Source organism: Streptomyces albireticuli (genome assembly GCF_021228125.1).
GTDB lineage: Bacteria > Actinomycetota > Actinomycetes > Streptomycetales > Streptomycetaceae > Streptomyces > Streptomyces albireticuli.
Genome location: NZ_JAJQQS010000007.1, coordinates 87,360 through 113,921, shown reverse-complemented (window position 1 = coordinate 113,921; position 26,562 = coordinate 87,360). Strand labels below are relative to the sequence as shown.

Genomic DNA, 26,562 nt, shown 5'->3' with positions numbered 1-26,562 from the left:
TACAGGCATCCTTTTGGATTCTGAGAGAGGCATAACGGCGGACATGGCGCAGCACGAGACCGACCAGCCGGTGAACGACGAGTTCATCGTGGACACCGAGGACTGCGAGGAGCGCGAGCTCGCGCACCGCGAGCGCGGCACGTCCCGCCCGATCACGGTCGTGGGCAACCCGGTGCTGCACCGGGAGTGCAAGGACGTCACGTCCTTCGACGCCGAGCTCGCCCAGCTCGTCGACGACATGTTCGCCAGCCAGCGCACGGCGGAGGGCGTCGGCCTCGCGGCCAACCAGATCGGTGTCGATCTGAAGGTCTTCGTCTACGACTGCATGGACGACGAGGGCGTCCGCCACGTCGGCACGGTCTGCAACCCCGTCCTGGAGGAGCTGCCGGCCGAGTACCGCCTGCTCGACGACTCCAACGAGGGCTGCCTGTCGGTCCCGACCGCCTACGCCTCGCTGGCCCGCCCCGACTACGCCGTCGTGCGCGGCCAGGACGCCGAGGGCAACCCCATCCGCGTCGAGGGCACCGGCTACTTCGCCCGCTGCCTCCAGCACGAGACCGACCACCTCTACGGCCGGCTCTACATCGACCGCCTCTCCAAGCGCGACCGCAAGGACGCCCTGAAGCAGATGGCCGAGGGCACGCCCCGCTACCCCGTCGTCGCCAACGACTGACGGCCCCGCCCTGGCCCGTACGAGCGCGCGCTCCCCGCTGGAGCGCGCGCTCACGCGTATCCGGCCGGGGGTCAGCCCTCCGCCCGTCTCCGGAGCTCCTCGCGCAGGGCCTCCTCGCGGGCGGCCTCCTCCGGCGGGAGGACGTCGGCGGGGAAGTCCTCCAGCTCGAAGATCCGGCGGACCTCGACCTCCCCCTCCTTGAACGGCACCTGCCGGGCCCACTCCAGGGCCTCGTCCAGATCCGCGGCCCGGATCACCCAGAAGCCGGCGACCAGCTGGTCCGCCCCGGCGAACGGGCCCTCGGTCACGACCGGCCGGCCGGCCGAGAACGTCACCCTGGCCCCCGCCGCGGACTCCCGCAGGCCCTCGCCCGCGAGCATCACCCCGGCGGCCGCCATCCGCTCGTTGAACCGGCCCATCTCGGAGATCTCCTCCTTGGTCGGCATCACACCGGCCTCGGACTCCTCGCTCGCCTTCACGATCATCATGAACCGCGCCATGGCACACCTTCCGTTCGTTCCGCACGGGCCCGTGGCCGGACCCTCACCCTTCATCTATGCGTCGAAAAGGGCGCCGCAGGATGGGCAGAGCGGGTGAACGGCTTTCCGGGACGCCGGGGAAGGGGCGGTGGAACAGTGGGGGACGGCGGCTTCCGCGCCGTCCGTACCGTGCCCGCAGTGCTCGTACGACAGGGGGAGGACCCATGTCCGCTCGTACCGCCCGCGCCCGTTCCGGCAGACCCGCCGCCGGTGTCCTGGCCGCCGCCGTCGCCGTCACCCTGGCCGTGACGACCACCGGTATCGCCCGGGCCGAGGGCGTACGGGCCGCCGGGCCCGCCTTCCTGGAGCCGTCGGAGCTGCCGCCGCACCCGGGAGGCTGGCGGGCCGGGGCGGTCGAGCCGGGCCTGCCCGAGGGAGGCGTCCCCTGTGTCGAGGACGGGGTGCTCGCCGGTATGGAGGGCCGGGCCGCCCACCGGCGCTTCCACACCGACCTGGACACGGGCGCCTCCCAGGTGACGCTCACCGCCGCCGACGCCGCCCGGGCCGCCGCCCTGGCGCGGGCGGTGGAGCGGTCGGTCCGGCACTGCGCCGAGCGGATCGTGGCGGAGGACCCGGGGGCCGAGGCGGAGTCGCGCGACCTCGGCGCGGTGAACGCCGGGAACGGCGCGCACGTCTACGGGGTGCGGTCCGCGCATCCGCAGTCGTCCCGGGACGTCAACCTGTTCGCCGTGGGCCGGTCGGGCGCGAAGGTCACCGTCGTCCAGTGGGGGCGGATGGGCGGCTGGGCCGACGCCCCGGTGCCCGCCTTCAAGAGGACGACGGCCACGGCGGTGACCAAGCTCGGCCGCTGACGCGGAAAACGGGACCAGGCCCGCCCCCGGGCGGGGGACGGGCCTGGACGGCGGATGCCGCGAGGTCCTAGAACTCCTCGTCGAAGCCCACCGAACCCTCGACCGCCACCTGGTACGCGGACGAGCGGCGCTCGAAGAAGTTGGTCAGCTCCTGGACGTTCTGGAGCTCCATGAAGGAGAAAGGGTTCTCCGAGCCGAACACCGGGGCGATGCCCAGGCGCTGCAGACGCTGGTCGGCGACGCACTGGAGGTACTCGCGCATGGACTCGGTGTTCATGCCCGGCAGGCCGTCACCGCACAGGTCGCGGGCGAACTGCAGCTCGCACTCGACGGCCTCCTTGAGCATGTCGGTGACCTGCTGCCGGAGCTCGTCGTCGAACAGGTCCGGCTCCTCCTCGCGGACGGTGTCCACGACGGAGAACGCGAAGTCCATGTGCATGGACTCGTCACGGAAGACCCAGTTGGTGCCGGTCGCCAGGCCGTGCAGCAGGCCGCGGCTGCGGAACCAGTACACGTAGGCGAAGGCGCCGTAGAAGAACAGGCCCTCGATGCAGGCCGCGAAGCAGATCAGGTTGAGCAGGAAGCGACGGCGGTCGGCCTTCGTCTCCAGGCGCTCCAGCTTCTCGACCTCGTTGATCCACTTGAAGCAGAACTGCGCCTTCTCGCGGATCGAGGGGATGTTCTCCACCGCGTCGAACGCGGCGGCGCGGTCCTCCGGGTCGGGGAGGTAGGTGTCGAGCAGCGTCAGATAGAACTGGACGTGCACGGCCTCCTCGAACAGCTGCCGCGACAGGTACAGCCGCGCCTCGGGGGAGTTGATGTGCTTGTACAGCGTCAGCACGAGGTTGTTCGACACGATCGAGTCGCCGGTCGCGAAGAACGCGACGAGGCGGCCGATCATGTGCTGCTCACCCGGGGACAGCTTGGCGAGGTCGGCGACGTCCGAGTGGAGGTCGACCTCCTCGACGGTCCAGGTGTTCTTGATCGCGTCGCGGTAGCGGTCGTAGAAGTCCGGGTACCGCATGGGGCGCAGCGTCAGCTCGAAGCCGGGGTCGAGCAGATTCTTCTGGCGTTCGGTGGACATTTACTGGCACGCCTCGCAGGACTCGGGGTTCTCAAGGGAGCAGGCGACGGCGTCGGCGTCCGGGGTGGCCTGCTGGACGGGGATGGTGGCGGCGGCGGAGGCCGAGCGGGCGATCCGGGTCGCCGGGCGCGAGCGCAGGTAGTACGTCGTCTTGATGCCCTGCTTCCAGGCGTACGCGTACATCGAGCTGAGCTTGCCGATGGTGGGCGAGGCCATGAAGAGGTTCAGCGACTGGCTCTGGTCCAGGTACGGCGTACGGGCCGCGGCCATGTCGATCAGGGCGCGCTGCGGGATCTCCCAGGCGGTGCGGTAGAGGTCGCGCACCTCCTGCGGGATCCAGTTCATGTCCTGGATCGAGCCGTTGGCGTCGGTCATCGCGTCCCGCGTGGTGCGGTCCCAGACGCCGAGCTTCTTCAGGTCCTCCACCAGGTAGGTGTTGACCTGGAGGAACTCACCGCTGAGGGTCTCGCGCTTGAAGAGGTTGGAGACCTGCGGCTCGATGCACTCGTACACGCCCGCGATCGAGGCGATGGTGGCCGTCGGCGCGATGGCCAGCAGCAGCGAGTTGCGCATGCCGACCTGGGCGATGCGGGCGCGCAGGGCGTCCCAGCGGTCGGCCCAGCGCTGCTCGGCGTTCGGGTAGTGGTCCGGGTGCAGCACGCCGCGCGCGGTGCGGGTCGCGGACCAGGCCGGGTGCGGGCCGTGCCGCTCGGCGAGGTCGGCGGACGCCTCGTACGCCGCGAGCATGATGCGCTCGGAGATCCGGGTGGACAGCTCCTTCGCCTGCGGCGAGTCGAAGGGCATCCGCAGCCGGAAGAAGACGTCCTGGAGACCCATGAGGCCCAGGCCCACCGGGCGCCAGCGGCTGTTGGAGTTGCCGGCCTGCTCGGTCGGGTAGAAGTTGATGTCCACGACGCGGTCGAGGAACGTCACGGCCGTACGGACCGTACGGTCGAGCTTCTCCCAGTCCATCTCGCCGTCGGTGCCCAGGTGGGCGGCGAGGTTGACCGAGCCGAGGTTGCAGACGGCCGTCTCGCCGTCGTCGGTGACCTCGAGGATCTCGGTGCAGAGGTTCGAGGAGTGGACGACCTTGCCGGGCTCGGCGGTCTGGTTCGCGGTGCGGTTGGACGCGTCCTTGAAGGTCATCCAGCCGTTGCCGGTCTGCGCGAGGGTGCGCATCATCCGGGAGTACAGCACGCGGGCCGGGATGGTCTTGACGGCCTTGCCGTCGGCCTCGGCCTTGCGGTAGGCGGCGTCGAACTCGTCGCCCCACAGGTCGACCAGCTCGGGCGTGTCGGCCGGGGAGAACAGCGACCAGTCGGCGTCGGCCTCGACGCGGCGCATGAACTCGTCCGGGATCCAGTGCGCGGTGTTGAGGTTGTGCGTGCGGCGGGCCTCCTCACCGGTGTTGTCGCGGAGCTCCAGGAACTCCTCGATGTCCGCGTGCCAGGTCTCCAGATAGACGCAGGCCGCGCCCTTGCGCCGGCCGCCCTGGTTGACGGCGGCGACGGAGGCGTCGAGCGTGCGCAGGAACGGCACGATGCCGTTGGAGTGGCCGTTGGTGCCGCGGATCAGCGAGCCGCGGGAGCGGATGCGCGAGTACGACAGGCCGATGCCGCCGGCGTGCTTCGACAGCCGGGCCACCTGGTGGTAGCGGTCGTAGATCGAGTCCAGCTCGTCCAGCGGGGAGTCCAGCAGGTAGCAGGACGACATCTGCGGGTGGCGGGTGCCGGAGTTGAAGAGCGTGGGCGAGGAGGGGAGGTACGAGAGGGTGCTGGTCAGCCCGTACAGCTCGGCCACGTCGTCCAGGGCGCGCTCCGAGTGGTCCTCGGCCAGGCCGCAGGCCACGCGCAGCAGGAAGTGCTGCGGGGTCTCGACGACCTGCCGGGTGATCGGGTGGCGCAGCAGGTAGCGGCTGTGCAGGGTGCGCAGGCCGAAGTAGCCGAAGCGGTCGTCCGCGCCGTCGGTCAGCGCCCGCTCGACGAGGGCGTCCAGGCGCGCGGCGTGGGCGCGCACGAAGGCGGCCGTCTCGTCGGCGATCAGGCCCTCGCGGTGGCCCACCTCGACGGAGGCGGAGAAGGAGGTCGCGCCCTGCCCGGCCGCCTCGTCGGCGATCGCGCGGGTCAGCAGCCGGGCGGCGAGCCGGGAGTACTGGGGCTCCTCGGAGATCAGGCCGGCCGCGGCCTCGGTGGCCAGGGACCGCAGCTCGGCCTCGTCCGAACCCGGGTGGCGGCCGCGCAGCGCGGCGGCGGCGACCTTTCCGGGGTCGGTGGCGGGCAGATCGGCGGTGAGGTCGGTCAGGGTGCGCAGCAGCGCGGTCCCGGGGCCGCCGGTCGCTTCCGCGGACGCTGAGACCGGATCGGCGGGCGCGATGGTCACTGAGGCTCTCCCTCGCTCGGCAGGGGGCCGGGCGGGTGGCGCGCGACGGGCGCGTACGGGCATGCCTGACAGCACCAGGGCATGCTCGTAGCGTCCATCGACCCAACCCGCGAGGCCCGGACGAATGCAAAACGCCCGGTGACGAGCGGGGGCTCGGCGGTGGGCGTGCTGTCGGCAGGTACTCGGACTCCTGCATGCGTCATTACGGCATACATGCACCGTTGCGGGACAGTTCCGGATTTCCACCGGATTCCCCTGCGACGACAGCGAGGACGAGCATACATCTAGTGCTGGCTCCCGCACGCACCACCACATGTTGTGTCACGCGGTAATCGCGCGGGTCGGAATGTGCTAACAGGGCCCGGGATTCCGGGCCTTGGCGCCGGGCGCGAGAGAGGGCCGCCGCGCCCCTGCGAGGGGGTGCGACGGCCCTGTGGGGCCCTGTCGGGGCCCGCCGGACCGGCCGGGTCCGGCGGGGTCCTCCGGGGGCTCCTAGTGGCCGCCCGGGGCGCCTGCGGTGGCCGGCGGGAGCTCCTGCCGGACCCCCGGGTCGCCGGCGTCCGCGGTGTAGTCCGCGGCGCTGGTCTCGTCCACGCCGTCGGGGGCGCGGAGGGCCTTGAGGGCGAAGGTCAGGACGATGACCACGATCACATTGAGCGCGAAGGCGGTCAGCCCGATATAGCCCTTTTCGCCGATAAGGGGGATCAGATTGGTATTCCCGAAATGATCCTGGGTGGCGCTCGGCGTGTCGTACGCCCGCCAGGTGCCGTACGCCATGCCGGCCACCCAGCCGCCGAGCAGTGCCCAGCGGTGGAACCAGCGGGTGAAGAGGCCGCCCACGAGGGCGGGCACGGTCTGGAGGATCCAGATGCCACCCAGCAGCTGGAAATTGATCGCGACCGTCTTGTCCATGGTCAGGACGAACACCAGCGCGCCGACCTTCACCAGGAGCGAGGCGAGCTTGGAGACCTTCGCCTCGTGCTCGGGCGAGGCGTCCGGCTTGATGAAGTCCTTGTAGATGTTGCGGGTGAAAAGGTTCGCGGCGGCGATGGACATGATCGCGGCCGGCACCAGGGCGCCGATGCCGATGGCGGCGAAGGCCACGCCCGTGAACCAGTCCGGGAACATGTTCTCGAACAGCTGAGGGATGGCGAGCTGCCCGTTCCTGACCTTGATCCCGGCGGCGATCGCCATGAAGCCGAGCATCGCCAGCAGCCCGAGCATCAGCGAGTACAGCGGCAGGATGGTGGTGTTCCGGCGGATGACGTTGCGGCCTTTGCTGGAGAGAACCGCCGTCACCGAGTGGGGGTAGAGGAAGAGCGCCATCGCGGAACCCAGCGCGAGCGTCGCGTACGCCCACTGCGCGTCCGGTCCGCTCACCAGGGAGCCGCGCGGCTTGCCCGTCTCCGGGTTCTGCACGGCGAAGGCGTCGCCCGCCGCGCTGAAGATGTGGTCGAAGCCGCCCAGCCGGATCGGGATGTAGATGATCGCGACGATGATCACGATGTAGATCAGGGCGTCCTTGACGAACGCGATCAGCGCCGGGGCCCGCAGCCCGGAGGAGTAGGTGTACGCCGCGAGCACACCGAACGCGATCAGCAGCGGCAGGTCCTTCATAAACCAGTTCGAGCCGCCGCCCACGCCGAGGACGTCCAGCACCGCCTGGATGCCGACGAGCTGGAGGGCTATGTAGGGCATCGTCGCGAGGATGCCGGTGAGCGCGAGCGCCAGCGACAGGCCCTTGGACCCGAACCGGCCGCGGACGAAGTCCGAGGAGGTCACGTAGCCGTGCTTGTGCGAGACCGACCAGAGCCGGGGCAGGAAGGTGAAGACGAGCGGGTAACAGAGGATCGTGTACGGCACCGCGAAGAAGCCGGCGGCGCCGCCCGCGTAGATGGCCGCCGGGACGGCCACGAACGTATACGCGGTGTAGAGGTCCCCGCCCAGCAGGAACCACGTCACCCACGTCCCGAAGGACCGGCCGCCGAGGCCCCACTCGTCGAGGCTGTCCGCGTTCTCGGCGCGCCGCCACTTCGAGGCGACGAAGCCCATGACGGTGACGACGAGGAAGAAGAAGATGAAGACGGCGAGTGCCACGCCGTTCACGCCGTCCTTCATGCCCGCTCACCCGCCTCGCGCGCCCGCGCCGACCGCTGGAGGCGCTCGTGGCGCCGGACGATCGTGTACGCGACGACCGTGAGCAGGGTGGAGATCAGCACCCACAGCATCTGGTACCAGTAGAAGAACGGGATGCCGATGAAGGCGGGCGTGAGCCGGGAGTAGGAGTCGACCCACAGCATCGCGACGAAGGGTATGGCCAGGCATATGCCCGCCACGATCATCGGGACGGTCACGGTGCCGGTGCCGGTGCCGGTGGCCTTCGTGGCCGTCCGGCCGGCGTCCTCCGGTGTCCCTGTCGGTGGTTCCGTCATGCTGGTGACTCCCCCCTTTGTGATCACTGCGTGATGCGCAGGAAATCTAGGCGACGTCCCGGTGGGAGTCACCCCCTGTCCGTATATCGGTATGGCAATGTCATCCGGCCGGGAAGTGCCGTGTACGGACGGTGAGTTCGAGGGTGGGGGTTTTCAGTAACCGGCGGTTACCGTTCCGGATGGTGGCCGGGACGGGAGGGGGTGGCGGCCGCCCCGCAAGGATTCCCGTACGGCCGCGACGCCGCGCAGGGTGGCGGCGACGGCGCCGTCGGTCGTGGCGTGGCCCGCGTCGGACGCGCCGGCCGCGTTCAGGCGGCAGTCCCGGCAGCGGGTCTCGTCGGAGACGGGCCGCATCATCCGGCCGCACCCGCCGGTGCAGAGCCGCAGGGGCTGGGGCCTGGGCGCGGGTACGGCGGTGGGCACGGGGTCGGGCATCTTCCGCAGCAGCCGGTCGCGGGTGATCCCGGCGGGGGAGTGGACCCGCTCGGGCAGCCCATGGGTGAGCGCCTCCCGGAGATCGGCCGACGTGGCGCCGCGCAGCAACCACTCCGCCGCCAGCGGCGCGAGCCGCGCGACGTCCCGCCCGGAGAGCCGCAGCCGCCGCTCGGCGTGCGACACGGCGGCGAGGGCTCGGGCACCGCGCTCGGCGAGCGGGTGGGGAGGGTGGGAGGTGTTCTCCTCCGTCTTCTTATGGGGACGACCGACGGGCCGGGGGGCCGGCTCACCGGCGGCCGGTTTCCGGGGAGTCGGTGAGGGGCGGGCGGGGCCGGGGCGTGGGCCCGGGCGCTCGGGGGCCGGGTCCACCGGCTGTCCGCCGTCCCGCACGCGTAACGCGTCCTCGGCGGTCAGCGGCACGTTCGAGACGAGCTGCCGGGTGGCCCAGCGGCCGCCCTCGCCCTGCGACCGCCACTTGTGCAGATAACCCTCGGCGGCGAGCTCCCGCTTGGCGCGGGTGAAGGCGGCGTTCCTGATACCGGCCCGTTCGCCGGTGACGGAGAGCGGCTGCGAGGCCGCGCCGTCGGGCAGCGAGAGCTGCCAGATGAGGAGCCGGACGGCGTTGGCGGACAACCGGGGGTGGCGGACGAGGTCGTTGGGAACCTGCGAGAAGAAGCGCGCAGGAGCGATAACATGCCGGAGCATCCTAGGGAGGTCTCTTCTCCTGGTGGGTGTAGACCCCCTTCGCCGGTTGCCGTCCGGCGTGGGGGGTCGCCGCGTTGGGGCGCGCGAGGCGTGCCGAAGCAGCGGAATCCCGGCCACGGTACCGCGAACCGCCCGTACGAGCTGTCACCCTCATGGGCGAATCGCGCCTCGAATCAGCGGAGTTGAAGCCTCCCTCATCACCTACCGGTCGAGACACTCCGCGAGGAACCGCGCCCCCCGGGTACTCGCGGCCCTCCTCGACCGTAAGAAGGGCCGCGTTCCGGTGCCGCTCCAGGTCGCCGCATCGTTGTGCTCCTGCCTTGAGCGGCCCGTGGCCGACTACCCCACCGGGACCGTCTGAAGAGTCGGCATCCGACTGTCCAGGACTTTTCGGGCTTGGTCCATGAGGTCCGGGGAATCCAGCGAGAAACGACCCGTAAAGAGCTGGTTGTGGCCGTACAAGGTGTCTTTGGGGGCCCCTCGCCCGTCGACTTCCAGTGCCCATGCCGCCTCGGGCAGGTCAAGCGTCCCCGGTTTTGGTACGGAGCGGGCACTCCACCCCGTGCACAGGACCCAATCGACGCTTGCGGTGGCCGAGCTTCCTACGGCATGCCTAGCCGCAGCATCCATAAGGTAAACGTCCGGAACTTCGGGAATGGGGATGTATCCGACGATAGCTGTGTCGCCGAAGTTTCCTGTTGTCGCGTATGCCACTACTCCGTACGTGTCGGGCCACAGGTGCAGCAGGGGGAACACGGTGACGCGCCCAACTCCGGTCATGGCTTTGGCCATTGCTTCTCCCTCATTACGCAGAACGGCCCCGCTCCAGTCTGGCAGAGCGGGGCCGTTCGGTTGCTCATTGTGCTCAGCCGGCGGCGGTTAGCCCTGGCTGTTGTCGCCGCAGCCCTGCGAGTCGTTGCCTTCCGCGCCGTCCGAGCCGTCGCCGGTCTCGCCCTGGCTGTTCTCCTCGTTACCGTCGGCGAACGCCGTCAGTGCCAGCTTTTCCGGGTCCATTGCCTGATCCCTTCGTGAGCCGTGCCGACACGGGGGCCGTCCCCGCGCCGTCGTGCACTTGCTGACCCACCCGGCCGCCGACCGTCGTGCAGGCGATCGGGCGGGGTCTGGGGGCTAGCCGCAGGCCCGAACGGGCGGCTCAACCGACTCCTCGTCGACCGCGCGGCTCCGGGATTTGATCACCCGATCGGCGGGGCGCTTCTCACCCATCGGGATGCGCCTCCCTCTCGTGTTGGGCCAAGAGGGGCGTCCTGCGACTCCGTCGGGTACGCCGCGTAGCGCACAGCCGTCCAGTACTGGCAGCCCTCACACTTGCTTACGACCTTGCCGACCATGGCGGCGCCGGGCCGGGACGAGTGGGGCAGCGAGATCACGCCCGGTATCAGTCCACCCTCCTGGGGCCCAGGCCGAGCTTCGCGCGTTCCTGCTCGGTGGCGAGCCGCAGGCCGGCTGTTCCCTGGACCGTCCAGGGCTCCCCGCCGTCCAGCGGCATGACGCGGATGCCGTCCGTCGTCCTGGGCTGGGTGACGCCCATGAGGCCGGTGGCTCGTTCCACCACCAGCACGCCGGAGCGATATCCCGTTCCAGCCCCGTGCGTCGGGTGCCCCGTCGCGCCCACCTTGTTCGTGCGCCGCCCCATGCCGCCGTCACGGGTGTCCACCACCCGCATGGGGGGTTCCTGTGCTGCGTTCGTCATCTGTTCGAGCCTCCGTGTATCCCGCGCCGGACGGTCGCGTACCGCCTCACCCGTCCCGGTGCGTCAGCCATCCGCACCGTTCCCGGCGGGCTGCTTCCGTGGGGTGTTTGACCTGCGTACTACGCAACCGCACAGCTACGTACGGCGGTACTGTGAGGAGGAGGTCAGAGCATGAAAGCCATGAACGCAAGGCACTCTGCGGGGAGTTGGAGGCATGGCGAACCACGCGCGTACCCCCAATGAGGGGCTGGAGCGGCTGCTGGCGCAGGCTGAATGGTCCCGCTCGCAGTTCGCACTCGTCATCAACCGCATGGGCACTGAGGTGGGGTTGACGCTGCACTACGATCAATCGGCCGTTTCGCACTGGGTTGGAGGAACTGTCCCCAAGCCCTCGGTCAGGCGCCTGATCGTTGAAGCGCTCTCCCGCAAGCTGCGTCGTACTGTGACTCACGCGGAGGCTGGGCTACCGCGCGCCGCTGAGGACAATATCCCGGCGGATCTTGGCACTGTGGAAGAAATCGTTGACCTCGGGAGGGCCGACATGGATCCATCCCGCCGGGGCCTCGTCGTTGCAGCCGGCTTGTTCTCCGCGACTTTAGCGGTGCCTTCGTTCGCGGATCCTGCACGTGCTGCGGATGCCCACCCTGTGACCCCTGGGAAACGGACTGTGAGGATTGGCGCTGGGCAGGTCGCGGCTGTTCGGAAGATGACTGACAAGATCGCGGATATTTTGGATGAGCTCGGTGGGGCGCACGCAAGGCCAATGGCGGCGGCGTTCCTCGTCAACACGGTGGTTCCTTGGCTTCGAGCGGACGCCACCGATGCAGTGCGGAAGGATATCTGGGCAGCAGCCTCGGACCTGGTCTATCTGACTGGCTGGATGGCCATGTACGAGCGGGATCACGGCACTGCTCAGAGCTACTACGTCAAGGCACTGAAGCTGGCCAGCAGGGCAGAGGATCACGTGACGTATTGCCGCACCCTACGTGGTATGAGCCTTCAGGCATCCAACCTTGGTTACGGGTCTCTGGCCCTAAAGTTTGCTGATTCAGCAGCTGAAGCCGCCCCGAAAACCGGCCCGCGGCTTCAGGCGTTCCTCACAGGGCAGCAGGCGCATGCCACTGCGATGGTAGGCGACCATCGCCGCGCGCGACGCCTGCTGGCTGCCACAGAAGCCGCCCTGATGAAGGCCGACAATCGGCGCGAGTCAATCGGCGGCTACGACCAGTCCTCTTATGCCTTTCACGTCTCCCATGTGCTATACGAGAGCAGGGACCTGCCCGGCTCGATCAAAGCGCTGCAACAGGCTCTGAAGGTACAGCCCCCAAACGAGCGGCAAGGGCGGGTTCACTTCTACGGCGTGCTCGCGCAACGCCAGCTCGAGTACGGTCACCTCGAAGCAGCCTGCGAATCGTGGACGCGCTTCCTGGAGGACTATGAACACGTTTCTTCTGCCAGGGGAGACGAGCACTTTGACGTGATGCGGCTCCGCCTGAAGCCATTCAGGAATTCCCAGGCTGTACGAGGAATGTCTACACGCATTACCAAAATCGCCATGCTCAAGGCGTGAATCGAGGCCGCTGGTCTTCCGCGGCGGGACTTCTCCCCGCCGGGGCAGGGGCACCTGACGAAACCGGGGTTCCGTCCACCGGGCCCCGCTCCGGAGCTTCTGGGGGCGTGGGTGAGAATCACCCGCATGAAGATCGACGACCTTGTGATCCCCGAGACCGCCGCCTGCGTCGCCGCGCGCGAAGTGGCCACCGCCTACTGCTCGCCCGCGCTGCTGAACCATTCGGTCCGGTCCTACCTGTGGGCCGCCGCGCACGCGAAAGAGGCCGGCATCGCCTTCGACGCGGAACTCCTCTACGTCGCCGCCCTGTTGCACGACATAGGTCTGACGAAGGAGTTCGACAGCCACACCGTGTCGTTCGACGAGGCGGGCGGGCATGTGGCCTGGGTGTTCGCGGCGGGGGCCGGGTGGCCGGTTGCGCGGCGGGTGCGGGTGGGCGAGGTGATCGTCCGGCACATGTGGAGCCGGGTGGACGTCGAGGAGGACCCGGAGGGGCACCTGCTGGAGTTCGCCACGTCGGTGGACATCTCCGGGCGGGGCGTCGACGCCTTCCCCGCCGGCCTCCGGGCCGAGGTGCTCGACCGCTATCCGCGCCTCGGCCTCAAGGACGAGTTCGTCGCGTGCTTCGAGAGCCAGGCCGAGCGGAAGCCGGACAGCTCCGCCGCGGCCGCCGTGCGGAACGGGATCGCCGCGCGCGTCGCCGCCAACCCCCTGGACGCCTAAGGCGTTTCCGGCCGGACGGGGCGTCGTTGATCCGGTCACCAGGCCGCAATGATGAGCGGCCCATATGACAGGAGTGCAGCCGCGATGCTCTTGCCCATGATCACTCCGGCCCTGGGCTGGACCCTGGCCGTGCTCAACCAGGTGGCCCGCCTGCTCTGAGAGCAGTGCACTTCCCGTGACGTCGGGCCGGGGGGCCTTGGGGGTCGCCCTCGGCCCGGCGCCGTCGGCCGCGCACACCCTTGGCCGGGCGGCCGCCCCGCTCCGTCGCGTCAGCTCGCGGACTCGGACCGATCGGCCCAGGCCTTCCGGCGGCGCATGATCGCGGACTTGGCCGCCTCCATGGCGGAGTCGAACTCCTGGGCCATCGGCGCGGGCAGGCAGAGGCTCTTGCCGTTCACCAGGTCCAGCCGGATCCGGTACATGGGGCCCGTCTTGCGGCCGAGGAACTCGTCGATCCCCCTGTCCATGTCGACGTACTTGACGTCGCCCCAGGGGATGAACCGCCGCCTCAGCGGGGTCCTGGTGCGTATGCCGTCGGCCCCGACGAACGTACGCCCGGAGAAGTGGTGGCACCCGGCGAGGGAGAGGGCCGCGATCACGAAGTCGCCGGTGGCCCAGAAGCCCATTCCCCTGCCGCGCGGTGATTCCTGGTAGCGGCGGCCGAACTCGTCCCAGCCCATGCCGAAGGTGATGACGCACGGGAAGAGCACGCCGGTGAGGAGAAACACGGCGACGGCCGACCACTGCCACCAACGGGGCGCTGCACGGAATTCGATCATTTGCACGTACATATCCTACGTTTCGGTCGCTTTGCGGCAGTGCGCCGGGACTCGTGGGATGTCACCCGGGGCGGCCGCGGTGAAGCGGCCCCCCCGGGTGACCGCGCGACCGCGCCCCCGCGCCGTCGGGATCGGTCCGCCGTCAACTCGACGTCAACTCCACGTCAATCCCTGGCGTTCGGGGTACCTGGGTCCGCGTCCCCATGCCTACCATGCGGGTCATTTGACTTGCTTGATCGTCTTGGGGGTAGTCATGGCACGGAAGTTCGGCCGGATAGGCCGGGTAAGACTGGTGGCCGCACTCGGCGCGGCGTGCGCGGCACTGGCCGTGCTCCCTTCGGCGGCGCAGGCCGCGCCCGCGGCCGCCGACCCTCACGCCGGCACGCTGGCCGCCTTGAAGGCGTTCCAGTCGGCCGCGGGCCCGGGCGCCGGTGTCCACGCGGGTGACGCGGCGAACTCCTGGAGCCTCTCCGCCGGTACCGGCACCATCAACACCAACGCCCCGATCCAGCCGGACGAGCACTTCCGGGCCGGCAGCCAGACCAAGACCTTCACCGCGGCCACGGTCATGCAGCTCGTCGACGAGGGCAAGGTCTCGCTGGACACCCCGATCGAGAAGTACCTGCCCGGCGTCGTCAAGGGCAACGGCTACGACGGCAACGCCGTCACGGTGCGGCAACTGCTCCACCACACCAGCGGCGTCGCGGCCTACGAGCCGCTCCTCTCGCGGCCCGCCGCCAACCCGGACGGTTCGTACTCCCTCGACGCGCTGGTCCGGGAAGGGCTGAAGCGCGCCCCGGCCTCCGCGCCCGGCACCGCCTACCTCTACTCCAACACCAACTACATGATCCTCGGCATGCTGGTGGAGAAGACCACCGGGATGCCGGTGCACCAGGCCGTCACAAACCGGATCATCACGCCGCTCGGCCTGTCCCGGACCGTCTTCCCGGCCCCCGGCGACCACTCGCTGCCCACGCCGGCCGTGCGCGGGTACCACGGCGCGCGGTTCGCCGGGCTCTACTTCTGGACGCCGGTCCTCGACTACGACCCGTCCGCCTTCAGCAGCGCCGGAGCGTTGATCTCGACGGAACAGGACCTCACGAAGTTCTATCAGGCGCTGATCGGTGGCAAGGTCGTCTCTCAGGCCGCCCTGGCCGAGATGCAGAACGCCACGGGTGCCGACTTCGAGGAAGGTGGCTACGGGCTCGGGCTGATCAGGCGCGACCTGCCCTGCGGCGGCTCGGCCTGGGGCCACAACGGCATGGTGCCCGGCTACTACACCCAGACGATGGTCACCGCGGACGGCCGCCACGTGTCCGTGGTGACCAACGCCCATCTGACGACCAACGTCCCCCTCGCGCAGATGGACAAGGTCGTGACGACGGCCCTGTGCGAGGGCCGCTAGGCGGTTCCGCCGGGGTGACCCGGCGCTCGGTCCGGTCCTCACCACACACCACGTGGCGTGAATCGAGGGGGACGCGGCGGTGCGCGCGGGTGTAGACGGAAGCCCGACGCATCCATTCCACCCGTACCGAGGTGAAGATGAAGACCACGGCATCGCTCGTCGTCCCCCTCGCCGCCGGACTGGCGCTGACGGCCGCCGCCGTCGCCCCCGCCTCGGCGGCCGGCGCACCCCGTACGCACCAGCGGAGCGCCGTCGCCGCCGAGGTCGTACTGGGTAACGAGGACAAGAACCGCACGGTCGTCGTGCGGAGCGGGGACGTGATCCAGGTCGAGCTGAAGGGTTCCCGGTCGGCCGGGGGCGTCTGGGCGTGGGACTACCCGACGTCCTCCGACTTCCAGGTCCTCAGACACATCGGCCGCGGCATGGACGGGAACGGCAACGCCTCGGGCACCTTCCGTGCCCAGGACAGGGGGACCGCCGAGATCAACTCCACCCAGGAGTGCTACCCGGCACCGGACTGGTTCTGCCCCGCCGTCATCATTCCCTGGAAGGTGACCGTCGTCGTCCAGTGAGCCCGGTGACCGGCCCGCGTCACGCCGCCCCCGCCGCGTAGCAGTGGACCGTCACCGTCCGGTCCGGGCTCCAGCGCTGCTCGGCAGTGGTGAGACGGGTCCAGCCCTCGCGTTCGTACAGCGCCGTCGCCGCCGTGTCGGACGCGACGACGTCGAGGACCGGGTGCAGGACCCGCCGCCGGGCCTCCGCCGTGGCCGCGGCCAGGAGGAGGGCGCCCGCGCCGTGGCCCCGGGCCGCCGGGGCCACGAACAGGCGGCCGACGACCGCCGTCGCGCCGAGGCCCACGCCCCGGCGCGCGCTCCACACCGCGGCGGCGGTGTCCCCGGCCCCGGCGCGGCACAGGCCGATGTGCCCGGCGACCCGCCCGTCCAGCTCCGCCACCCAGGCCGCGAGCAGCGACGGAGGGGACAGCCAGGCGGCCGGGTCGGCCGGCCAGTCCAGGGGGTAGGCGTCCCGCGCGTGGACCCGGGCGAGCGCGTCCACGCAGCCGCCGAGATCGGAGGCGCCGCGGGGGCGGATACGCACGCGGGCGTTCTCATCGGTCAGGACGCGGGCGTTCTCTTCGGCCCGGGCACCGGCACTCTCATCGGTCACCCGAGGATGGAAGCACGCCCTTCGAGGTCAGGGGCGACCGGCCGCGCCCCGCGTCCGCCCGGACCGGCGCTTCCCGCCGCGCTCGGCCGCCGCCCGCCGGCGTCACTCCGCCGGCCGCCTCAGCCGTGCCACGAACTTGTACCGGTCACCCCGGTACACCGACCGCACCCATTCCACCGGCTCCCCCTGCGCGTCCAGGGAGTGCCGCGAGAGCATCAGCATCGGCAGGCCCACGTCCGTGCCCAGGAGGCCGGCTTCGCGGGGGGTGGCCAGGGACGTCTCGATGGTCTCCTCGGCCTCCGCCAGGCGGACGTCGTAGACCTCGGCCAGGGCGGTGTAGAGCGAGGTGTACTTGACCAGGCTCCGGCGCAGGGCCGGGAAGCGCTTCGCCGACAGGTGGGTCGTCTCGATCGCCATCGGCTCGCCGCTGGCCAGCCGGAGGCGTTCGATGCGCAGGACCCGGCCGCCCGCCGCGATGTCGAGGAGCGAGGAGAGCCGGTCGTCGGCGGTGACGTAGCCGATGTCGAGGAGCTGGGAGGTCGGTTCGAGGCCCTGGGCCCGCATGTCCTCCGTGTAGGAGGTCAGTTGCAGCGCCTGCGAGACCTTGGGTTTCGCGACGAATGTCCCCTTGCCCTGGATACGTTCCAGGCGTCCCTCGACCACCAGCTCCTGGAGGGCCTGGCGAACGGTCGTGCGAGAGGTGTCGAACTCCGCGGCGAGGGTCCGCTCCGGTGGCACGGGGGTGCCGGGGGGCATGGTTTCGGTCATGTCCAGCAAGTGACGTTTGAGGCGGTAGTACTTGGGAACGCGCGCGGTCCGCGCGCCGCCCGACGCGCTGCCGCTCTCCGCCGTACCGCCCTCGGTCACCATGGTGTGCCTTCCCGACTCCGATCCTGCTGCTGTCACCGGCTCCTCCGTCTGTCGCGGTCACATGGTGGCACGGGCAGAGCCCGAGGGGCCCGGAGATGCCCAGGTCGAGCTTGAGGTGTCGGTCCGGTAACGGAGCCGACAGCGACTCTTATACACCCTTGACACCCCAAAAGGTCTAGGCCAAGCTGCGGGCACTGGTCTAAACCATTAAAGACCACATTCGGTCCTTGAGGAGAGTGCTGTGAAGCGAGGGCTCATAGCGGCGACTGGTGTCGCGGCCATGTTGGTGAGTGTTGCTGCCTGTGGGTCCAGCGACGGTGACAAGGGATCGGGCGACTCCGGCGACAAGGCCAAGAGCCTCACCGTCTGGTTCATGGACGGCTCGAACCCCGCCGGCTGGACGAAATCGGTCCAGGCCGAGTTCGAACAGAAGACCGGCGCGAAGCTGAATATCCAGGTCCAGAAATGGGACGGAATTCAGCAGAAGCTCACCACCGCGCTTTCCGAGTCCAGCCCGCCCGACGTCGTCGAGGTCGGCAACACCCAGACCCCCTCGTACGCCCAGACCGGTGGCCTCGCCGACCTCGGCGACCTGAAGAAGGAGATCGGCGGGGACTGGACCGAATCCCTCAACAAGCCGGCCGTCTTCGAGGGCAAGCAGTACGCCGCACCCTGGTACGCCGCCAGCCGCGTCGTCATCTACAACAAGAAGGTCTGGGCGGACGCGGGCGTCAAGGAGACGCCCAAGACCCGCGCCGAATTCTTCAAGGCCCTTGAGGCCATTCAGAAGAAGGGCGAAGCCGAGCCGCTCTACCTGCCCGGCCAGAACTGGTACTTCTTCGACGGCCTCACCATCGGCACCGGCGCCGACCTGGTGAAGAAGGACGGCAAGAAGTACGTCTCCAACCTCGCCGACCCCAAGGTCGCCAAGGCGATGGACATCTACAAGCAGTACCAGGCGTTCAGCAAGGCGCCCAAGGACAAGGACGAGGCCACCCCGCAGCAGGCCGACGTCTTCGCCAAGGGCAAGACCGGCGCCTTCATCGGCATGGGCTGGGAAGCCGCCACCGCGATCAAGGCCAACCCGGCCATCGAGAAGGAGATCGGCTACTTCACCATCCCCGGTGAGACCGCCGACAAGCCCGAGGGCGTCTTCCTCGGCGGCTCCAACCTCGCCGTCGCGACGGGCAGCAAGAAGCAGGAACTCGCCAAGGAGTTCCTGAAGATCGCGCTGTCCGACAAGAACGAGAGCGCGCTGGCCAAGGAGGTCGGCTCGCTGCCCAACAAGGACTCCCTGCTGGGCAGCGTCAAGGGCAACCCGGCCGCCGAGGCCGCGGCCCCGGCCGCCAAGGGCGGCGGCACCACGCCGCTGATCCCCGAGTGGGCCCCGGTCGAGAACGCGCCGAACCCGATCAAGGCGTACATGACGGCCGTCCTCAACGGGAAGTCCCCGGAGGAAGCCGCCAAGCAGGTCGAGGGCGACATGAACAAGCGCCTCAGCCAGAAGCAGTGACCCACGGGTGACAGCCCGCCGGTGACCCACCGGTGACCGACGGGGCCGGTGCCACCCGGCCCCGTCGCTCACCGCGCGCGCCACCGCGTACCACGCGTACCACAGCAATACCGTTCGACAGGGGAGAAGGCGGACGACGATGTCAGCGCAGATCGAAGAGGCGGCGGCGGACGCCGCCCCCGGGATCGGCAAAGGCGGGGCCCCGCCGCCCCGCGGCGGCAAGGGGCGGGTCTCCCAGGGCGTCCCGTACCTCCTGATCCTCCCCGCCGCCGCGGCCACGGTGCTGCTGCTCGGCTGGACGCTGGTGAAGAACGGCATGCTGTCGTTCCAGAACCTCAACCCGCGCCAGCTGATCCAGCACGTCACCGAGTGGAACGGCGTCGACAACTACACCGAGGCGCTCGGCAGTTCCGACTTCTGGAGCGTCACCGGCCGGTCGGTCGTCTTCACCGCCGCCAACGTCGTCCTGATCATGGTGGTCGGCTGTCTGATCGGCCTGCTGCTCGCCCGCCTCGGCAACAAGATGCGGCTGCTGCTCCTGCTGGGCATCGTGCTCGCCTGGGCCATGCCCGTCGTCGCGGCGACCACCGTCTTCCAGTGGCTCTTCGCCCAGCGGTTCGGCGTCGTCAACTACCTGCTGGACACGCTCGGCTGGCACTCGATGGCCGACTACAACTGGACCAGCGGGCAGTTCTCCACCTTCTTCGTGATCACCGTGCTGATCGTGTGGCAGTCGGTCCCCTTCGTGGCGATCAACCTCTACGCGGCCACGACCACGATCCCCAAGGAGCTCTACGAGGCCGCCTCGCTGGACGGCGCCGGCCCCTGGAAGCAGTTCACCTCGGTGACCTTCCCCTTCCTCAAGCCGTTCTTCCTCGCCACGACGTTCCTCGAAGTCATCTGGGTCTTCAAGTCGTTCACCCAGGTCTTCGCGATCAACGAGGGCGGGCCCGACCGGCTCACCGAGACCCTGCCGGTCTACGCGTTCGTCGAGGGCATGGGCAACCAGCACTTCGGCATGGGCGCCGCGATCTCCATCCTCACCATCGTCATCCTGCTGGCCCTGACGGCGTACTACCTGCGCCTTGTCCTCAAGCAAGAGGAGGACGAGCTGTGAAGCGCTCCTTCCTCGGCCGCGCCTGGCCCGGAGCCGCCGCGGTCGTTCTCTTCGTCGTCTTCGCCTTCCCCGTCTACTGGATGTTCGCCACGGCCTTCAAGGCCAACAAGGACATCGTCAGCGACACCCCCACCTGGTTCCCCACGAGCCCCACCCTTGAGCACTTCTCCAAGGCCGTGGACGCCGACGGCTTCTGGACCCTGGTGGGCAACTCCCTGACCGTCACCCTGGTCGCGGTCGCCCTGTCGCTCGTCATCGCGCTGCTCGCGTCGTTCGCCGTCGCCCGCATGCGCTTCAAGGGCCGCAAGAGCTTCATCCTCGTGATGATGATGGCCCAGATGGCGCCCTGGGAGGTCATGGTCATCGCGTACTACATGATCGTGCGCGACGCCGAGATGCTGAACAGCCTCCCGCCGCTCATCGCCATCTACACCGTGATGGTGCTGCCCTTCACCGTCCTGACGCTGCGCGGCTACGTCGCCGCCGTGCCGAAGGAACTGGAGGAGTCCGCGATGGTCGACGGGTGCACCCGCACCCAGGCGTTCATCAAGGTGATCTTCCCGCTGCTGGCGCCCGGCCTGATGGCCACCTCGCTCTTCGGCTTCATCACCGTCTGGAACGAGTTCCCGATGGTCCTGATCCTCAACAAGGACCCCGCCTCGCAGACGCTCCCGCTCTGGCTCACCAGCTTCCGCACCACCTTCGGCGACGACTGGGGCGCCACGATGGCCGCCTCCTCGCTCTTCGCCGTGCCCATCCTGATCCTCTTCGTCATCCTCCAGCGCAAGGCGGTCGGCGGTCTCACGTCCGGCGCGGTGAAGGGCTAATACTCCATGGACACGCTCACCCGGGACGCCCTGACGGTCCTCCAGCCCGGCTTCGAGGGCACCGACGCCCCCGACTGGCTGCTGCGCAGGGTCGGCGAAGGGCTCGCCTCCGTCGGCCTCTTCGGCCGGAACATCGCCTCGCCCGAGCAGCTCGCCGCGCTCACGGCGCGGCTGCGCGCCGAGCGGCCGGACGTCCTCGTGGCGATCGACGAGGAGGGCGGTGACGTCACCCGCCTGGAGGTCCGCACCGGCTCCTCCTTCCCCGGCAACCTCGCCCTCGGCACGGTCGACGACACCGAGCTGACCCGCGCCCTCGCCCGGGAGCTCGGCCGCCGCCTCGCCGCCTGCGGCGTCAACCTCAACTGGGCGCCCTCCGCGGACGTCAACTCCGACCCGGACAACCCGGTCATCGGCGTACGGTCCTTCGGCGCCGACCCGCGCCTGGTCGCCCGGCACACCGCCGCCTACGTCGAGGGCCTCCAGTCCGCCGGCGTCGCCGCCTGCACCAAGCACTTCCCCGGGCACGGCGACACCGCCGTCGACTCCCACCACGACATGCCGCGCATCGACGCGGACCTCGCCACGCTCCACGCCCGCGAGCTGGTGCCCTTCCGCGCGGCCGTCACGGCCGGCACCCGGGCCGTGATGAGCGCGCACATCCTGCTGCCCGCCCTGGACCCCGCGCTGCCCGCGACCCTCAGCCCGACCGCCCTGCACGGTCTGCTGCGCGCCCCCGTCACCGAGGGCGGCCTCGGCTTCGACGGCCTCATCGTCACCGACGGCATGGAGATGCGGGCCATCGCGGGTACGTACGGGATCGAGCGCGGCAGCGTCATGGCCCTGGCCGCGGGCGCCGACGCGATCTGCGTCGGCGGCGGCCTGGCCGACGCGGAGACCGTGCTGCGGCTGCGGGACGCACTGATCTCCGCCGTCCGCGCGGGCGAGCTCGCCGAGGAGCGGCTCGCCGACGCGGCCGAGCGGGTGCGCGCCCTGGCGCGCTGGACCTCGGAGGCGGGCGCGGCGCAGGAGGGGACCGCGCCCGCCCCCGAGGTGGGCCTGATCGCGGCCCGCCGCGCCCTGCGGATCACGGCCGCCGTGCCCTACGAGCCGCAGGCCCACCCCGTGCACGTGGCCGCCTTCACGCCCGTCGCCAACATCGCCGTCGGCGACGAGACGCCGTGGGGCGTCGGGGCCGAGCTGGCCCGGCTGCTGCCGGGCACCACGACCGGTACGTACGGCAGCGACGAGGCCGGCGCCGAACGGGTGCTCCGGGACGCGGCGGACCGCCGCGTCGTCGCGGTCGTCCGCGACGCGCACCGCCACCCGTGGATGGCCAAGACGCTCGACGCGCTGCTGGCCGTCCGGCCGGACACGGTGGTGGTCGAGATGGGCCTGAACGAGGCGGCACCGGTGGGGGCGCTGCACGTGGCGACGCACGGGGCGGCGCGGGTGTGCGGCGTGGCGGCGGCGGAGGTCATCGCGGGGGCGTAGCTCCCCCTCGGGTACGAACGCGAACGCCGGACGGGCTGGATTTGCTGACTACGGTCCGCAAATCCAGCCCGTCCGGCGTTTGAGGACGCGCCCGGAGGGCGCTCCCGCCGTTCCTGGCCGGGGCGCCTACAGCCCCTGCCAGGCCGGCTTGTTCGCGTAGGTGTGGCGGAAGTAGTCCGCCAGCTTCAGCTTGGACGCCGCCGCCTCGTCCACCACGACCGTCGCGTGCGGGTGGAGCTGGAGCGCCGACGCGGGCACCAGCGCGGAGACCGGGCCCTCGACCGTCTGCGCCACGGCGTCGGCCTTGCCCTCGCCGGTGGCCAGCAGCACCAGGTGGCGGGCCTCCAGGATGGTGCCGATGCCCTGGGTGATGACGTGGTGCGGCACCTGGTCGATGTCGCCCTCGAAGAAGCGGGCGTTGTCGACGCGGGTCTGCTCGGTCAGCGTCTTGATCCGGGTGCGGGAGGCGAGCGAGGAGCACGGCTCGTTGAAGCCGATGTGCCCGTCGGTGCCGATGCCCAGCAGCTGGAGGTCCACGCCGCCGGCCTCCGGCAGCGCGCGGTCGTACGCCTCGCACGCGGCCTGGACGTCCTCGGCGGTGCCGTCCGGGCCCATGAAGGAGGACTCGGTCAGACCGAGCGGCTCGACGACCTCGCGCAGCACCACCGAACGGTAGGACTCCGGGTGGTCGGCGGGCAGGCCGACGTACTCGTCGAGCTGGCAGATCCGGGCGCGCGAGGCGTCCACGGCACCCGCGCGGACCTTGGCGGTCAGCGCCTCGTAGATGGGCAGCGGGGTGGAGCCGGTGGCCACGCCCAGCAGGGCGTCGGGCTTACGGCGCAGCAAGGCGGCCATGGCCTCCGCGATGAGCTCGCCGCCTGCCTTGGCGTCCGGGACGATGACAACTTCCACGACGGGCCTGCCGATCTGGAGAGTGGAGGAAACTCTTATGGGTGGTATAGACCAATCTAGCAGAGGGGGCGCCCCGGGCACGGTCGGCCGCCGGCTGGCGGGTCCGCCGTGACCCGTGGTCGACTGAAAGGGCTCCACGCGGCCGGGGACGGGCGCCACCCGGCCCGTTCCGCGCGACCGCGCCGGCGGGAGGCATGCGGTATGACTCGCGAGAAGCCGGGCCGGATGATGTCCGGCGAGATGGCCGAGCAGCCCGCCGTGCTGCGCCGGATCCTCGACGAAGGGGCCCCGGCGGTCCGCCGTACCGCCGAGCGGATCGCCGCGCGGCACCCCCGCTTCGTCCTGCTGACCGCCCGGGGCACCTCGGACAACGCCGCCCTCTATGCCAAATACCTCCTGGAAGTGCGGCTCGGCAAGCCCTGCGGCATGGTCTCCATGTCCACCATCACCGCCTACGGGGCCCGGCCCGACCTCACCGACGTGCTGGCCGTCACCGTCAGCCAGTCCGGCGGCTCGCCCGACCTGGTCGCCTCCACCCGGGCCGCCCGGGAGGCCGGGGCGATCACCGTCGCGGTCACCAACAACGCGGACTCGCCGCTCGCGGCGGTCGCCGAGTACCACGTCGACATGCTGGCCGGCCCGGAGCAGGCGCTCCCGGCGACCAAGACGTACACCGCCTCGCTGCTGACCCTGTACCTCTTCGTCGCCGGACTGGCCGGGGGAGACGGCACCGAGGCGCGGGAACTGCCCGGTCTCGCCGAGCGGATCCTGGCCCGGGGCGCCGAGGTCGGGCGGCTCGCCGCGCGCTACCGCTTCGCCGAGCGCATGGTCATCACCTCCCGGGGCTACGGCTACCCGACGGCCAAGGAGGCGGCGCTGAAGCTGATGGAGACGAGCTACATCCCCGCCCTGTCCTACTCCGGCGCGGACCTGCTGCACGGGCCGCTCGCCATGGTCGACAACATCTCGCCCGTGATCGCGATCGTCCCCGAGGGGCGTGGCGGGGAGGCGCTCCAGCCGGTGCTGGAACGTCTGCGCGGCCGGGGCGCGGACCTCTTCGTGGTGGGGAGCGAGGGGGAGGTGGCGTCGGCGTCGGCGGGGTTCGCGCTGCCGGCGGCGGGGGTGCCGGAGGATCTCCAGCCGGTGCTGGAGATCCTGCCGCTGCAGATGCTGGCGTACGAGGTGGCCATCGCGCGGGGGCAGGATCCGGATGCGCCGCGGGCGCTGGCGAAGGTGACGGAGACGCGGTGACGGTGCCGGGGGCTTTTCCCCTACCCGCCCCTTCCCGCCGCATCCGATGTGCGGCTCCGCCGCGTGGCGGGGGCAAGCTCCCGGGCCCCCTTTTCCGCGCTCCGCGCGGTGGCCTCAAACGCCGGCCGGGCTTGATTTCGCACCTGCCCGAGGTCGGCTTTCGCTGCACTAGGGGCGGGCTGTCCTGCCCGGTTCCGGGCAGTAACTCAGCCCGTCCTGCGGCACCTCGCCGCGGCAGCCCGGGGCGGAGCCCCGTTCGGGGAGCGGGGGCGCCTCGAAGCCGGCCCGAAGTGCGCGGCCACTTCGGGCCGCGGCGCCTGATCCGGGACCCTCGACCCGGTTCGGCACCGCAGCCCGGAGCCGTCGTCGGCCTGCCGGGACCGTGGGGTGTGCGGACCCCGCGGCCGGAGAGGCCGACCTGGGGCCGGGCGCGATCAGGGCAGAGAGCGCCGGGCCCCGCTCCGCCCTCCTGTGCGGGGAAGGCGGGCGCTTTGCTCTTTCATTGTGGACTAGACCATTTGGCTCTGTCCATGCCCGTGCGGCCGGCAGGTGGACGAAACGCCGCCGCCGCCCGTGTGTCGGCCACGGGTAGGCTCACAGCGTGCCCTCCATGAACGACCTCGTACGCCAGCACACCGCCCTGGGCGACTCCGACCTGGAGTGGCTGCACCTGCTGGTCTCGGAGTGGCAGCTGCTCTCCGACCTGTCCTTCGCCGACCTCGTCCTGTGGGTGCCCACCCTCGACGGCACCCGCTATGTCTCGGTCGCCCAGATGCGTCCGAACACGGGCCCGACGTCCTACCAGGACGACATGGTCGGCCACCTCGTGCCGCGCGGCCGCCGGCCGATGCTCGACGCCGCCCTCGACGAGGGCCGGATCGTCCGGGAGGGCGACCCCGAGTGGCGGGAGGAGGTCCCGGTCAGGGTGGAGTCGATCCCCGTGCGCCGCGAGGGCCGGGTGCTCGGCGTGATCGCCCGCAACACCAATCTGCTGACCGTCCGGACACCGAGCCGGCTGGAGCTCACCTACCTGCAGAGCGCCTCCGACCTCGCCCAGATGATCGCCAACGGCGCCTTCCCGTTCCCCGGTCAACAAGTCGACATGGACGCGTCGCCGCGCGCCGGCGACGGTCTGATCAGGCTCGACGCGGACGGCATCGTCCAGTACGCCAGCCCCAACGCCCTCTCCGCCTATCACCGCCTCGGGCTCGCCGCCGACCTCGTCGGGCATCATCTGGGCGAGACCACCGCTCAGTTGGCGCCCTCGCGCGGCCCCGTGGACGAGTCGCTGGCCAAGCTCGCCAGCGGCTGGGCGCCCCGGGAGTTCGAGGTCGAGGCCAGTGACGGGGTGATCCAGCTCCGGGCGATTCCCCTCAAACCCAAGGGAAACCACATCGGTTCGCTCGTACTGCTGCGCGACGTCACCGAACTGCGCCGTCGAGAGCGAGAGTTGATCACCAAGGACGCCACGATCAGGGAGATTCACCACAGGGTGAAGAACAACCTCCAGACAGTAGCCGCCCTGCTGCGCCTCCAGGCCCGCAGGATCGGTTCGGCCGAGGGCCGGGAGGCACTGGAGGAGGCGGTCCGCCGGGTGGGCTCGATCGCGATCGTCCATGAGACGCTCTCGCAGAATCTGGACGAGAGGGTCGAATTCGACGAGATCGCCGACCGGGTGCTCGCCATGGTCGCCGAGATCTCACCCGGCCGGGTGGTCGGCCGGCGCACGGGCCGCTTCGGCATTCTGGACGCCGAGGTGGCGACGCCGCTGTCGATGGTCCTGACCGAGCTGCTCCAGAACGCCATGGAGCACGGCTTCGGCCCGGGGGAGCAGGGCACGGTCGAGGTCACCGCCATGCGCAGCGGCACCCGGGCCGACTCCCGGCTGCTGATCTCCGTGCAGGACGACGGGCGCGGTCTGCCGGAGGGGTTCGATCCGCAGCGGGCGGGCAATCTGGGGCTTCAGATCGTCCGGACGCTGGTGGAGGGGGAGATGGGCGGGTCGTTCGACATGGTGCCGGCGGTCGGCCGGGGGACCCGGGTGGTGCTGGACATCCCGGTGCGGGCGGAGAAGGGGTGAGGTTCGGGCGGGGGCGGGGTGCCGCTGCGCGGGGCTTTTCCCCACCCCGCCCCTTCCCGAACCGGGGCTCCGCCCCGGACCCCGGTC

At 70.4% G+C, this 26,562-nt stretch carries 24 protein-coding genes and 1 riboswitch; of the genes, 12 read left to right on the top strand and 12 right to left on the bottom strand.

Features of this window, described 5'->3' with window-relative positions; translation table 11 throughout:
- The first annotated feature begins 43 nt into the window (after positions 1 to 43).
- On the top strand, positions 44 to 673 hold the full coding sequence (def, locus tag LUZ64_RS15470) for a peptide deformylase (RefSeq protein ID WP_095582370.1): 630 nt from the start codon (positions 44 to 46) through the stop codon (positions 671 to 673).
- A gap of 71 nt (positions 674 to 744) precedes the next feature.
- On the opposite strand, the gene LUZ64_RS15465 is transcribed toward def, so the two are convergent.
- Complete coding sequence (locus tag LUZ64_RS15465; protein WP_095582371.1) at positions 745 to 1,173, bottom strand: YciI family protein; 429 nt, start codon at positions 1,171 to 1,173, stop codon at positions 745 to 747.
- 203 nt (positions 1,174 to 1,376) lie between these two features.
- Between LUZ64_RS15465 and LUZ64_RS15460 the strand changes: the two genes are divergently transcribed.
- The gene (locus LUZ64_RS15460) at positions 1,377 to 2,024 is read left to right on the top strand and encodes a hypothetical protein (RefSeq protein WP_095582372.1); all 648 of its coding nucleotides are present in this window, start codon (positions 1,377 to 1,379) and stop codon (positions 2,022 to 2,024) included.
- Positions 2,025 to 2,091: 67 nt separating this feature from the next.
- On the opposite strand, the gene LUZ64_RS15455 is transcribed toward LUZ64_RS15460, so the two are convergent.
- From LUZ64_RS15455 to LUZ64_RS15430, 7 genes are all read right to left on the bottom strand, one after another.
- Positions 2,092 to 3,108 (bottom strand): ribonucleotide-diphosphate reductase subunit beta, encoded by a 1,017-nt coding sequence (locus LUZ64_RS15455; RefSeq protein ID WP_095582373.1) that lies wholly within the window; start codon positions 3,106 to 3,108, stop codon positions 2,092 to 2,094.
- Complete coding sequence (locus LUZ64_RS15450; RefSeq protein ID WP_095582374.1) at positions 3,109 to 5,487, bottom strand: ribonucleoside-diphosphate reductase subunit alpha; 2,379 nt, start codon at positions 5,485 to 5,487, stop codon at positions 3,109 to 3,111.
- A gap of 168 nt (positions 5,488 to 5,655) precedes the next feature.
- Positions 5,656 to 5,754, bottom strand: a riboswitch (adenosylcobalamin-variant (AdoCbl-variant) riboswitch).
- 225 nt (positions 5,755 to 5,979) lie between these two features.
- Positions 5,980 to 7,605, bottom strand: coding sequence for a monocarboxylate uptake permease MctP (gene mctP, locus LUZ64_RS15445; RefSeq protein WP_095582375.1), 1,626 nt, complete (start codon positions 7,603 to 7,605; stop codon positions 5,980 to 5,982).
- Entirely contained in the window at positions 7,602 to 7,919 is a 318-nt protein-coding gene (locus tag LUZ64_RS15440; RefSeq protein WP_095582376.1) for a DUF3311 domain-containing protein, read from the bottom strand. Before LUZ64_RS15440 ends, mctP begins: the two co-directional genes overlap by 4 nt.
- Before the next feature lie 153 nt (positions 7,920 to 8,072).
- A complete protein-coding gene (locus LUZ64_RS15435) occupies positions 8,073 to 9,059 on the bottom strand; it encodes a hypothetical protein (RefSeq protein ID WP_232390244.1) in 987 nt (328 codons plus the stop codon).
- A gap of 879 nt (positions 9,060 to 9,938) precedes the next feature.
- Positions 9,939 to 10,073 (bottom strand): hypothetical protein, encoded by a 135-nt coding sequence (locus LUZ64_RS37150; RefSeq protein ID WP_267897152.1) that lies wholly within the window; start codon positions 10,071 to 10,073, stop codon positions 9,939 to 9,941.
- Between the two features lie 382 nt (positions 10,074 to 10,455).
- Positions 10,456 to 10,770: a hypothetical protein gene (locus LUZ64_RS15430; protein ID WP_143593001.1), complete on the bottom strand. Its 315-nt coding sequence runs from the start codon at positions 10,768 to 10,770 to the stop codon at positions 10,456 to 10,458.
- A 214-nt stretch (positions 10,771 to 10,984) separates the two neighbouring features.
- Between LUZ64_RS15430 and LUZ64_RS15425 the strand changes: the two genes are divergently transcribed.
- Both LUZ64_RS15425 and LUZ64_RS15420 read left to right on the top strand, forming a co-directional pair.
- On the top strand, positions 10,985 to 12,340 hold the full coding sequence (locus tag LUZ64_RS15425) for an NsdA family TPR-like regulatory protein (protein WP_095578675.1): 1,356 nt from the start codon (positions 10,985 to 10,987) through the stop codon (positions 12,338 to 12,340).
- A 126-nt stretch (positions 12,341 to 12,466) separates the two neighbouring features.
- Entirely contained in the window at positions 12,467 to 13,063 is a 597-nt protein-coding gene (locus LUZ64_RS15420) for an HD domain-containing protein (protein WP_095578674.1), read from the top strand.
- 269 nt (positions 13,064 to 13,332) lie between these two features.
- Here LUZ64_RS15420 and LUZ64_RS15415 read toward each other — a convergent pair whose 3' ends face one another.
- On the bottom strand, positions 13,333 to 13,842 hold the full coding sequence (locus LUZ64_RS15415; RefSeq protein ID WP_232390265.1) for a PH domain-containing protein: 510 nt from the start codon (positions 13,840 to 13,842) through the stop codon (positions 13,333 to 13,335).
- Positions 13,843 to 14,095: 253 nt separating this feature from the next.
- Between LUZ64_RS15415 and LUZ64_RS15410 the strand changes: the two genes are divergently transcribed.
- Both LUZ64_RS15410 and LUZ64_RS15405 read left to right on the top strand, forming a co-directional pair.
- On the top strand, positions 14,096 to 15,247 hold the full coding sequence (locus LUZ64_RS15410; RefSeq protein ID WP_095578672.1) for a serine hydrolase domain-containing protein: 1,152 nt from the start codon (positions 14,096 to 14,098) through the stop codon (positions 15,245 to 15,247).
- A 137-nt stretch (positions 15,248 to 15,384) separates the two neighbouring features.
- Positions 15,385 to 15,819 carry a hypothetical protein gene (locus tag LUZ64_RS15405; RefSeq protein ID WP_143593000.1) on the top strand — a complete coding sequence of 145 codons (435 nt, stop codon included), beginning with the start codon at positions 15,385 to 15,387 and terminating at the stop codon, positions 15,817 to 15,819.
- A gap of 19 nt (positions 15,820 to 15,838) precedes the next feature.
- Here the strand turns inward: LUZ64_RS15405 and LUZ64_RS15400 are convergent, their stop codons facing one another.
- Together LUZ64_RS15400 and LUZ64_RS15395 are read right to left on the bottom strand one after the other, a co-directional pair.
- Positions 15,839 to 16,414, bottom strand: coding sequence for a GNAT family N-acetyltransferase (locus LUZ64_RS15400; protein ID WP_372472007.1), 576 nt, complete (start codon positions 16,412 to 16,414; stop codon positions 15,839 to 15,841).
- 102 nt (positions 16,415 to 16,516) lie between these two features.
- Entirely contained in the window at positions 16,517 to 17,284 is a 768-nt protein-coding gene (locus tag LUZ64_RS15395) for a GntR family transcriptional regulator (RefSeq protein ID WP_087926329.1), read from the bottom strand.
- A 241-nt stretch (positions 17,285 to 17,525) separates the two neighbouring features.
- Between LUZ64_RS15395 and LUZ64_RS15390 the strand changes: the two genes are divergently transcribed.
- The 4 genes from LUZ64_RS15390 (at position 17,526) to LUZ64_RS15375 (ending at position 22,232) form a co-directional block, all read left to right on the top strand.
- Complete coding sequence (locus tag LUZ64_RS15390) at positions 17,526 to 18,797, top strand: extracellular solute-binding protein (RefSeq protein WP_095578670.1); 1,272 nt, start codon at positions 17,526 to 17,528, stop codon at positions 18,795 to 18,797.
- A gap of 139 nt (positions 18,798 to 18,936) precedes the next feature.
- Positions 18,937 to 19,914, top strand: coding sequence for a carbohydrate ABC transporter permease (locus tag LUZ64_RS15385; protein ID WP_095578669.1), 978 nt, complete (start codon positions 18,937 to 18,939; stop codon positions 19,912 to 19,914).
- Positions 19,911 to 20,741, top strand: coding sequence for a carbohydrate ABC transporter permease (locus LUZ64_RS15380; protein WP_095578668.1), 831 nt, complete (start codon positions 19,911 to 19,913; stop codon positions 20,739 to 20,741). Before LUZ64_RS15385 ends, LUZ64_RS15380 begins: the two co-directional genes overlap by 4 nt.
- Before the next feature lie 6 nt (positions 20,742 to 20,747).
- Positions 20,748 to 22,232: a glycoside hydrolase family 3 protein gene (locus tag LUZ64_RS15375; RefSeq protein ID WP_095578667.1), complete on the top strand. Its 1,485-nt coding sequence runs from the start codon at positions 20,748 to 20,750 to the stop codon at positions 22,230 to 22,232.
- A 126-nt stretch (positions 22,233 to 22,358) separates the two neighbouring features.
- On the opposite strand, the gene nagB is transcribed toward LUZ64_RS15375, so the two are convergent.
- Positions 22,359 to 23,144: a glucosamine-6-phosphate deaminase gene (gene nagB, locus LUZ64_RS15370; protein WP_087926324.1), complete on the bottom strand. Its 786-nt coding sequence runs from the start codon at positions 23,142 to 23,144 to the stop codon at positions 22,359 to 22,361.
- A 201-nt stretch (positions 23,145 to 23,345) separates the two neighbouring features.
- Between nagB and LUZ64_RS15365 the strand changes: the two genes are divergently transcribed.
- Complete coding sequence (locus tag LUZ64_RS15365; protein ID WP_095578666.1) at positions 23,346 to 24,395, top strand: SIS domain-containing protein; 1,050 nt, start codon at positions 23,346 to 23,348, stop codon at positions 24,393 to 24,395.
- Positions 24,396 to 25,005: 610 nt separating this feature from the next.
- Positions 25,006 to 26,475: a sensor histidine kinase gene (locus LUZ64_RS15360; RefSeq protein ID WP_095578665.1), complete on the top strand. Its 1,470-nt coding sequence runs from the start codon at positions 25,006 to 25,008 to the stop codon at positions 26,473 to 26,475.
- Positions 26,476 to 26,562: the final 87 nt, after the last annotated feature.

Coding starts and splice junctions, on each gene's coding strand:
- mctP (WP_095582375.1), bottom strand. CDS start 7,605: ATGAAGGACGGCGTGAACGGCGTGGCACTCGCCGTCTTCATCTTCTTC.
- LUZ64_RS15375 (WP_095578667.1), top strand. CDS start 20,748: ATGGACACGCTCACCCGGGACGCCCTGACGGTCCTCCAGCCCGGCTTC.
- LUZ64_RS15405 (WP_143593000.1), top strand. CDS start 15,385: ATGAAGACCACGGCATCGCTCGTCGTCCCCCTCGCCGCCGGACTGGCG.
- LUZ64_RS15435 (WP_232390244.1), bottom strand. CDS start 9,059: ATGCTCCGGCATGTTATCGCTCCTGCGCGCTTCTTCTCGCAGGTTCCC.
- LUZ64_RS15460 (WP_095582372.1), top strand. CDS start 1,377: ATGTCCGCTCGTACCGCCCGCGCCCGTTCCGGCAGACCCGCCGCCGGT.
- LUZ64_RS15420 (WP_095578674.1), top strand. CDS start 12,467: ATGAAGATCGACGACCTTGTGATCCCCGAGACCGCCGCCTGCGTCGCC.
- LUZ64_RS15455 (WP_095582373.1), bottom strand. CDS start 3,108: ATGTCCACCGAACGCCAGAAGAATCTGCTCGACCCCGGCTTCGAGCTG.
- LUZ64_RS15410 (WP_095578672.1), top strand. CDS start 14,096: ATGGCACGGAAGTTCGGCCGGATAGGCCGGGTAAGACTGGTGGCCGCA.
- LUZ64_RS15425 (WP_095578675.1), top strand. CDS start 10,985: ATGGCGAACCACGCGCGTACCCCCAATGAGGGGCTGGAGCGGCTGCTG.
- LUZ64_RS15430 (WP_143593001.1), bottom strand. CDS start 10,770: ATGACGAACGCAGCACAGGAACCCCCCATGCGGGTGGTGGACACCCGT.
- LUZ64_RS15360 (WP_095578665.1), top strand. CDS start 25,006: ATGAACGACCTCGTACGCCAGCACACCGCCCTGGGCGACTCCGACCTG.
- LUZ64_RS15465 (WP_095582371.1), bottom strand. CDS start 1,173: ATGGCGCGGTTCATGATGATCGTGAAGGCGAGCGAGGAGTCCGAGGCC.
- LUZ64_RS15395 (WP_087926329.1), bottom strand. CDS start 17,284: ATGGTGACCGAGGGCGGTACGGCGGAGAGCGGCAGCGCGTCGGGCGGC.
- LUZ64_RS15385 (WP_095578669.1), top strand. CDS start 18,937: ATGTCAGCGCAGATCGAAGAGGCGGCGGCGGACGCCGCCCCCGGGATC.
- LUZ64_RS37150 (WP_267897152.1), bottom strand. CDS start 10,073: ATGGACCCGGAAAAGCTGGCACTGACGGCGTTCGCCGACGGTAACGAG.
- def (WP_095582370.1), top strand. CDS start 44: ATGGCGCAGCACGAGACCGACCAGCCGGTGAACGACGAGTTCATCGTG.
- LUZ64_RS15415 (WP_232390265.1), bottom strand. CDS start 13,842: ATGATCGAATTCCGTGCAGCGCCCCGTTGGTGGCAGTGGTCGGCCGTC.
- LUZ64_RS15440 (WP_095582376.1), bottom strand. CDS start 7,919: ATGACGGAACCACCGACAGGGACACCGGAGGACGCCGGCCGGACGGCC.
- LUZ64_RS15365 (WP_095578666.1), top strand. CDS start 23,346: ATGACTCGCGAGAAGCCGGGCCGGATGATGTCCGGCGAGATGGCCGAG.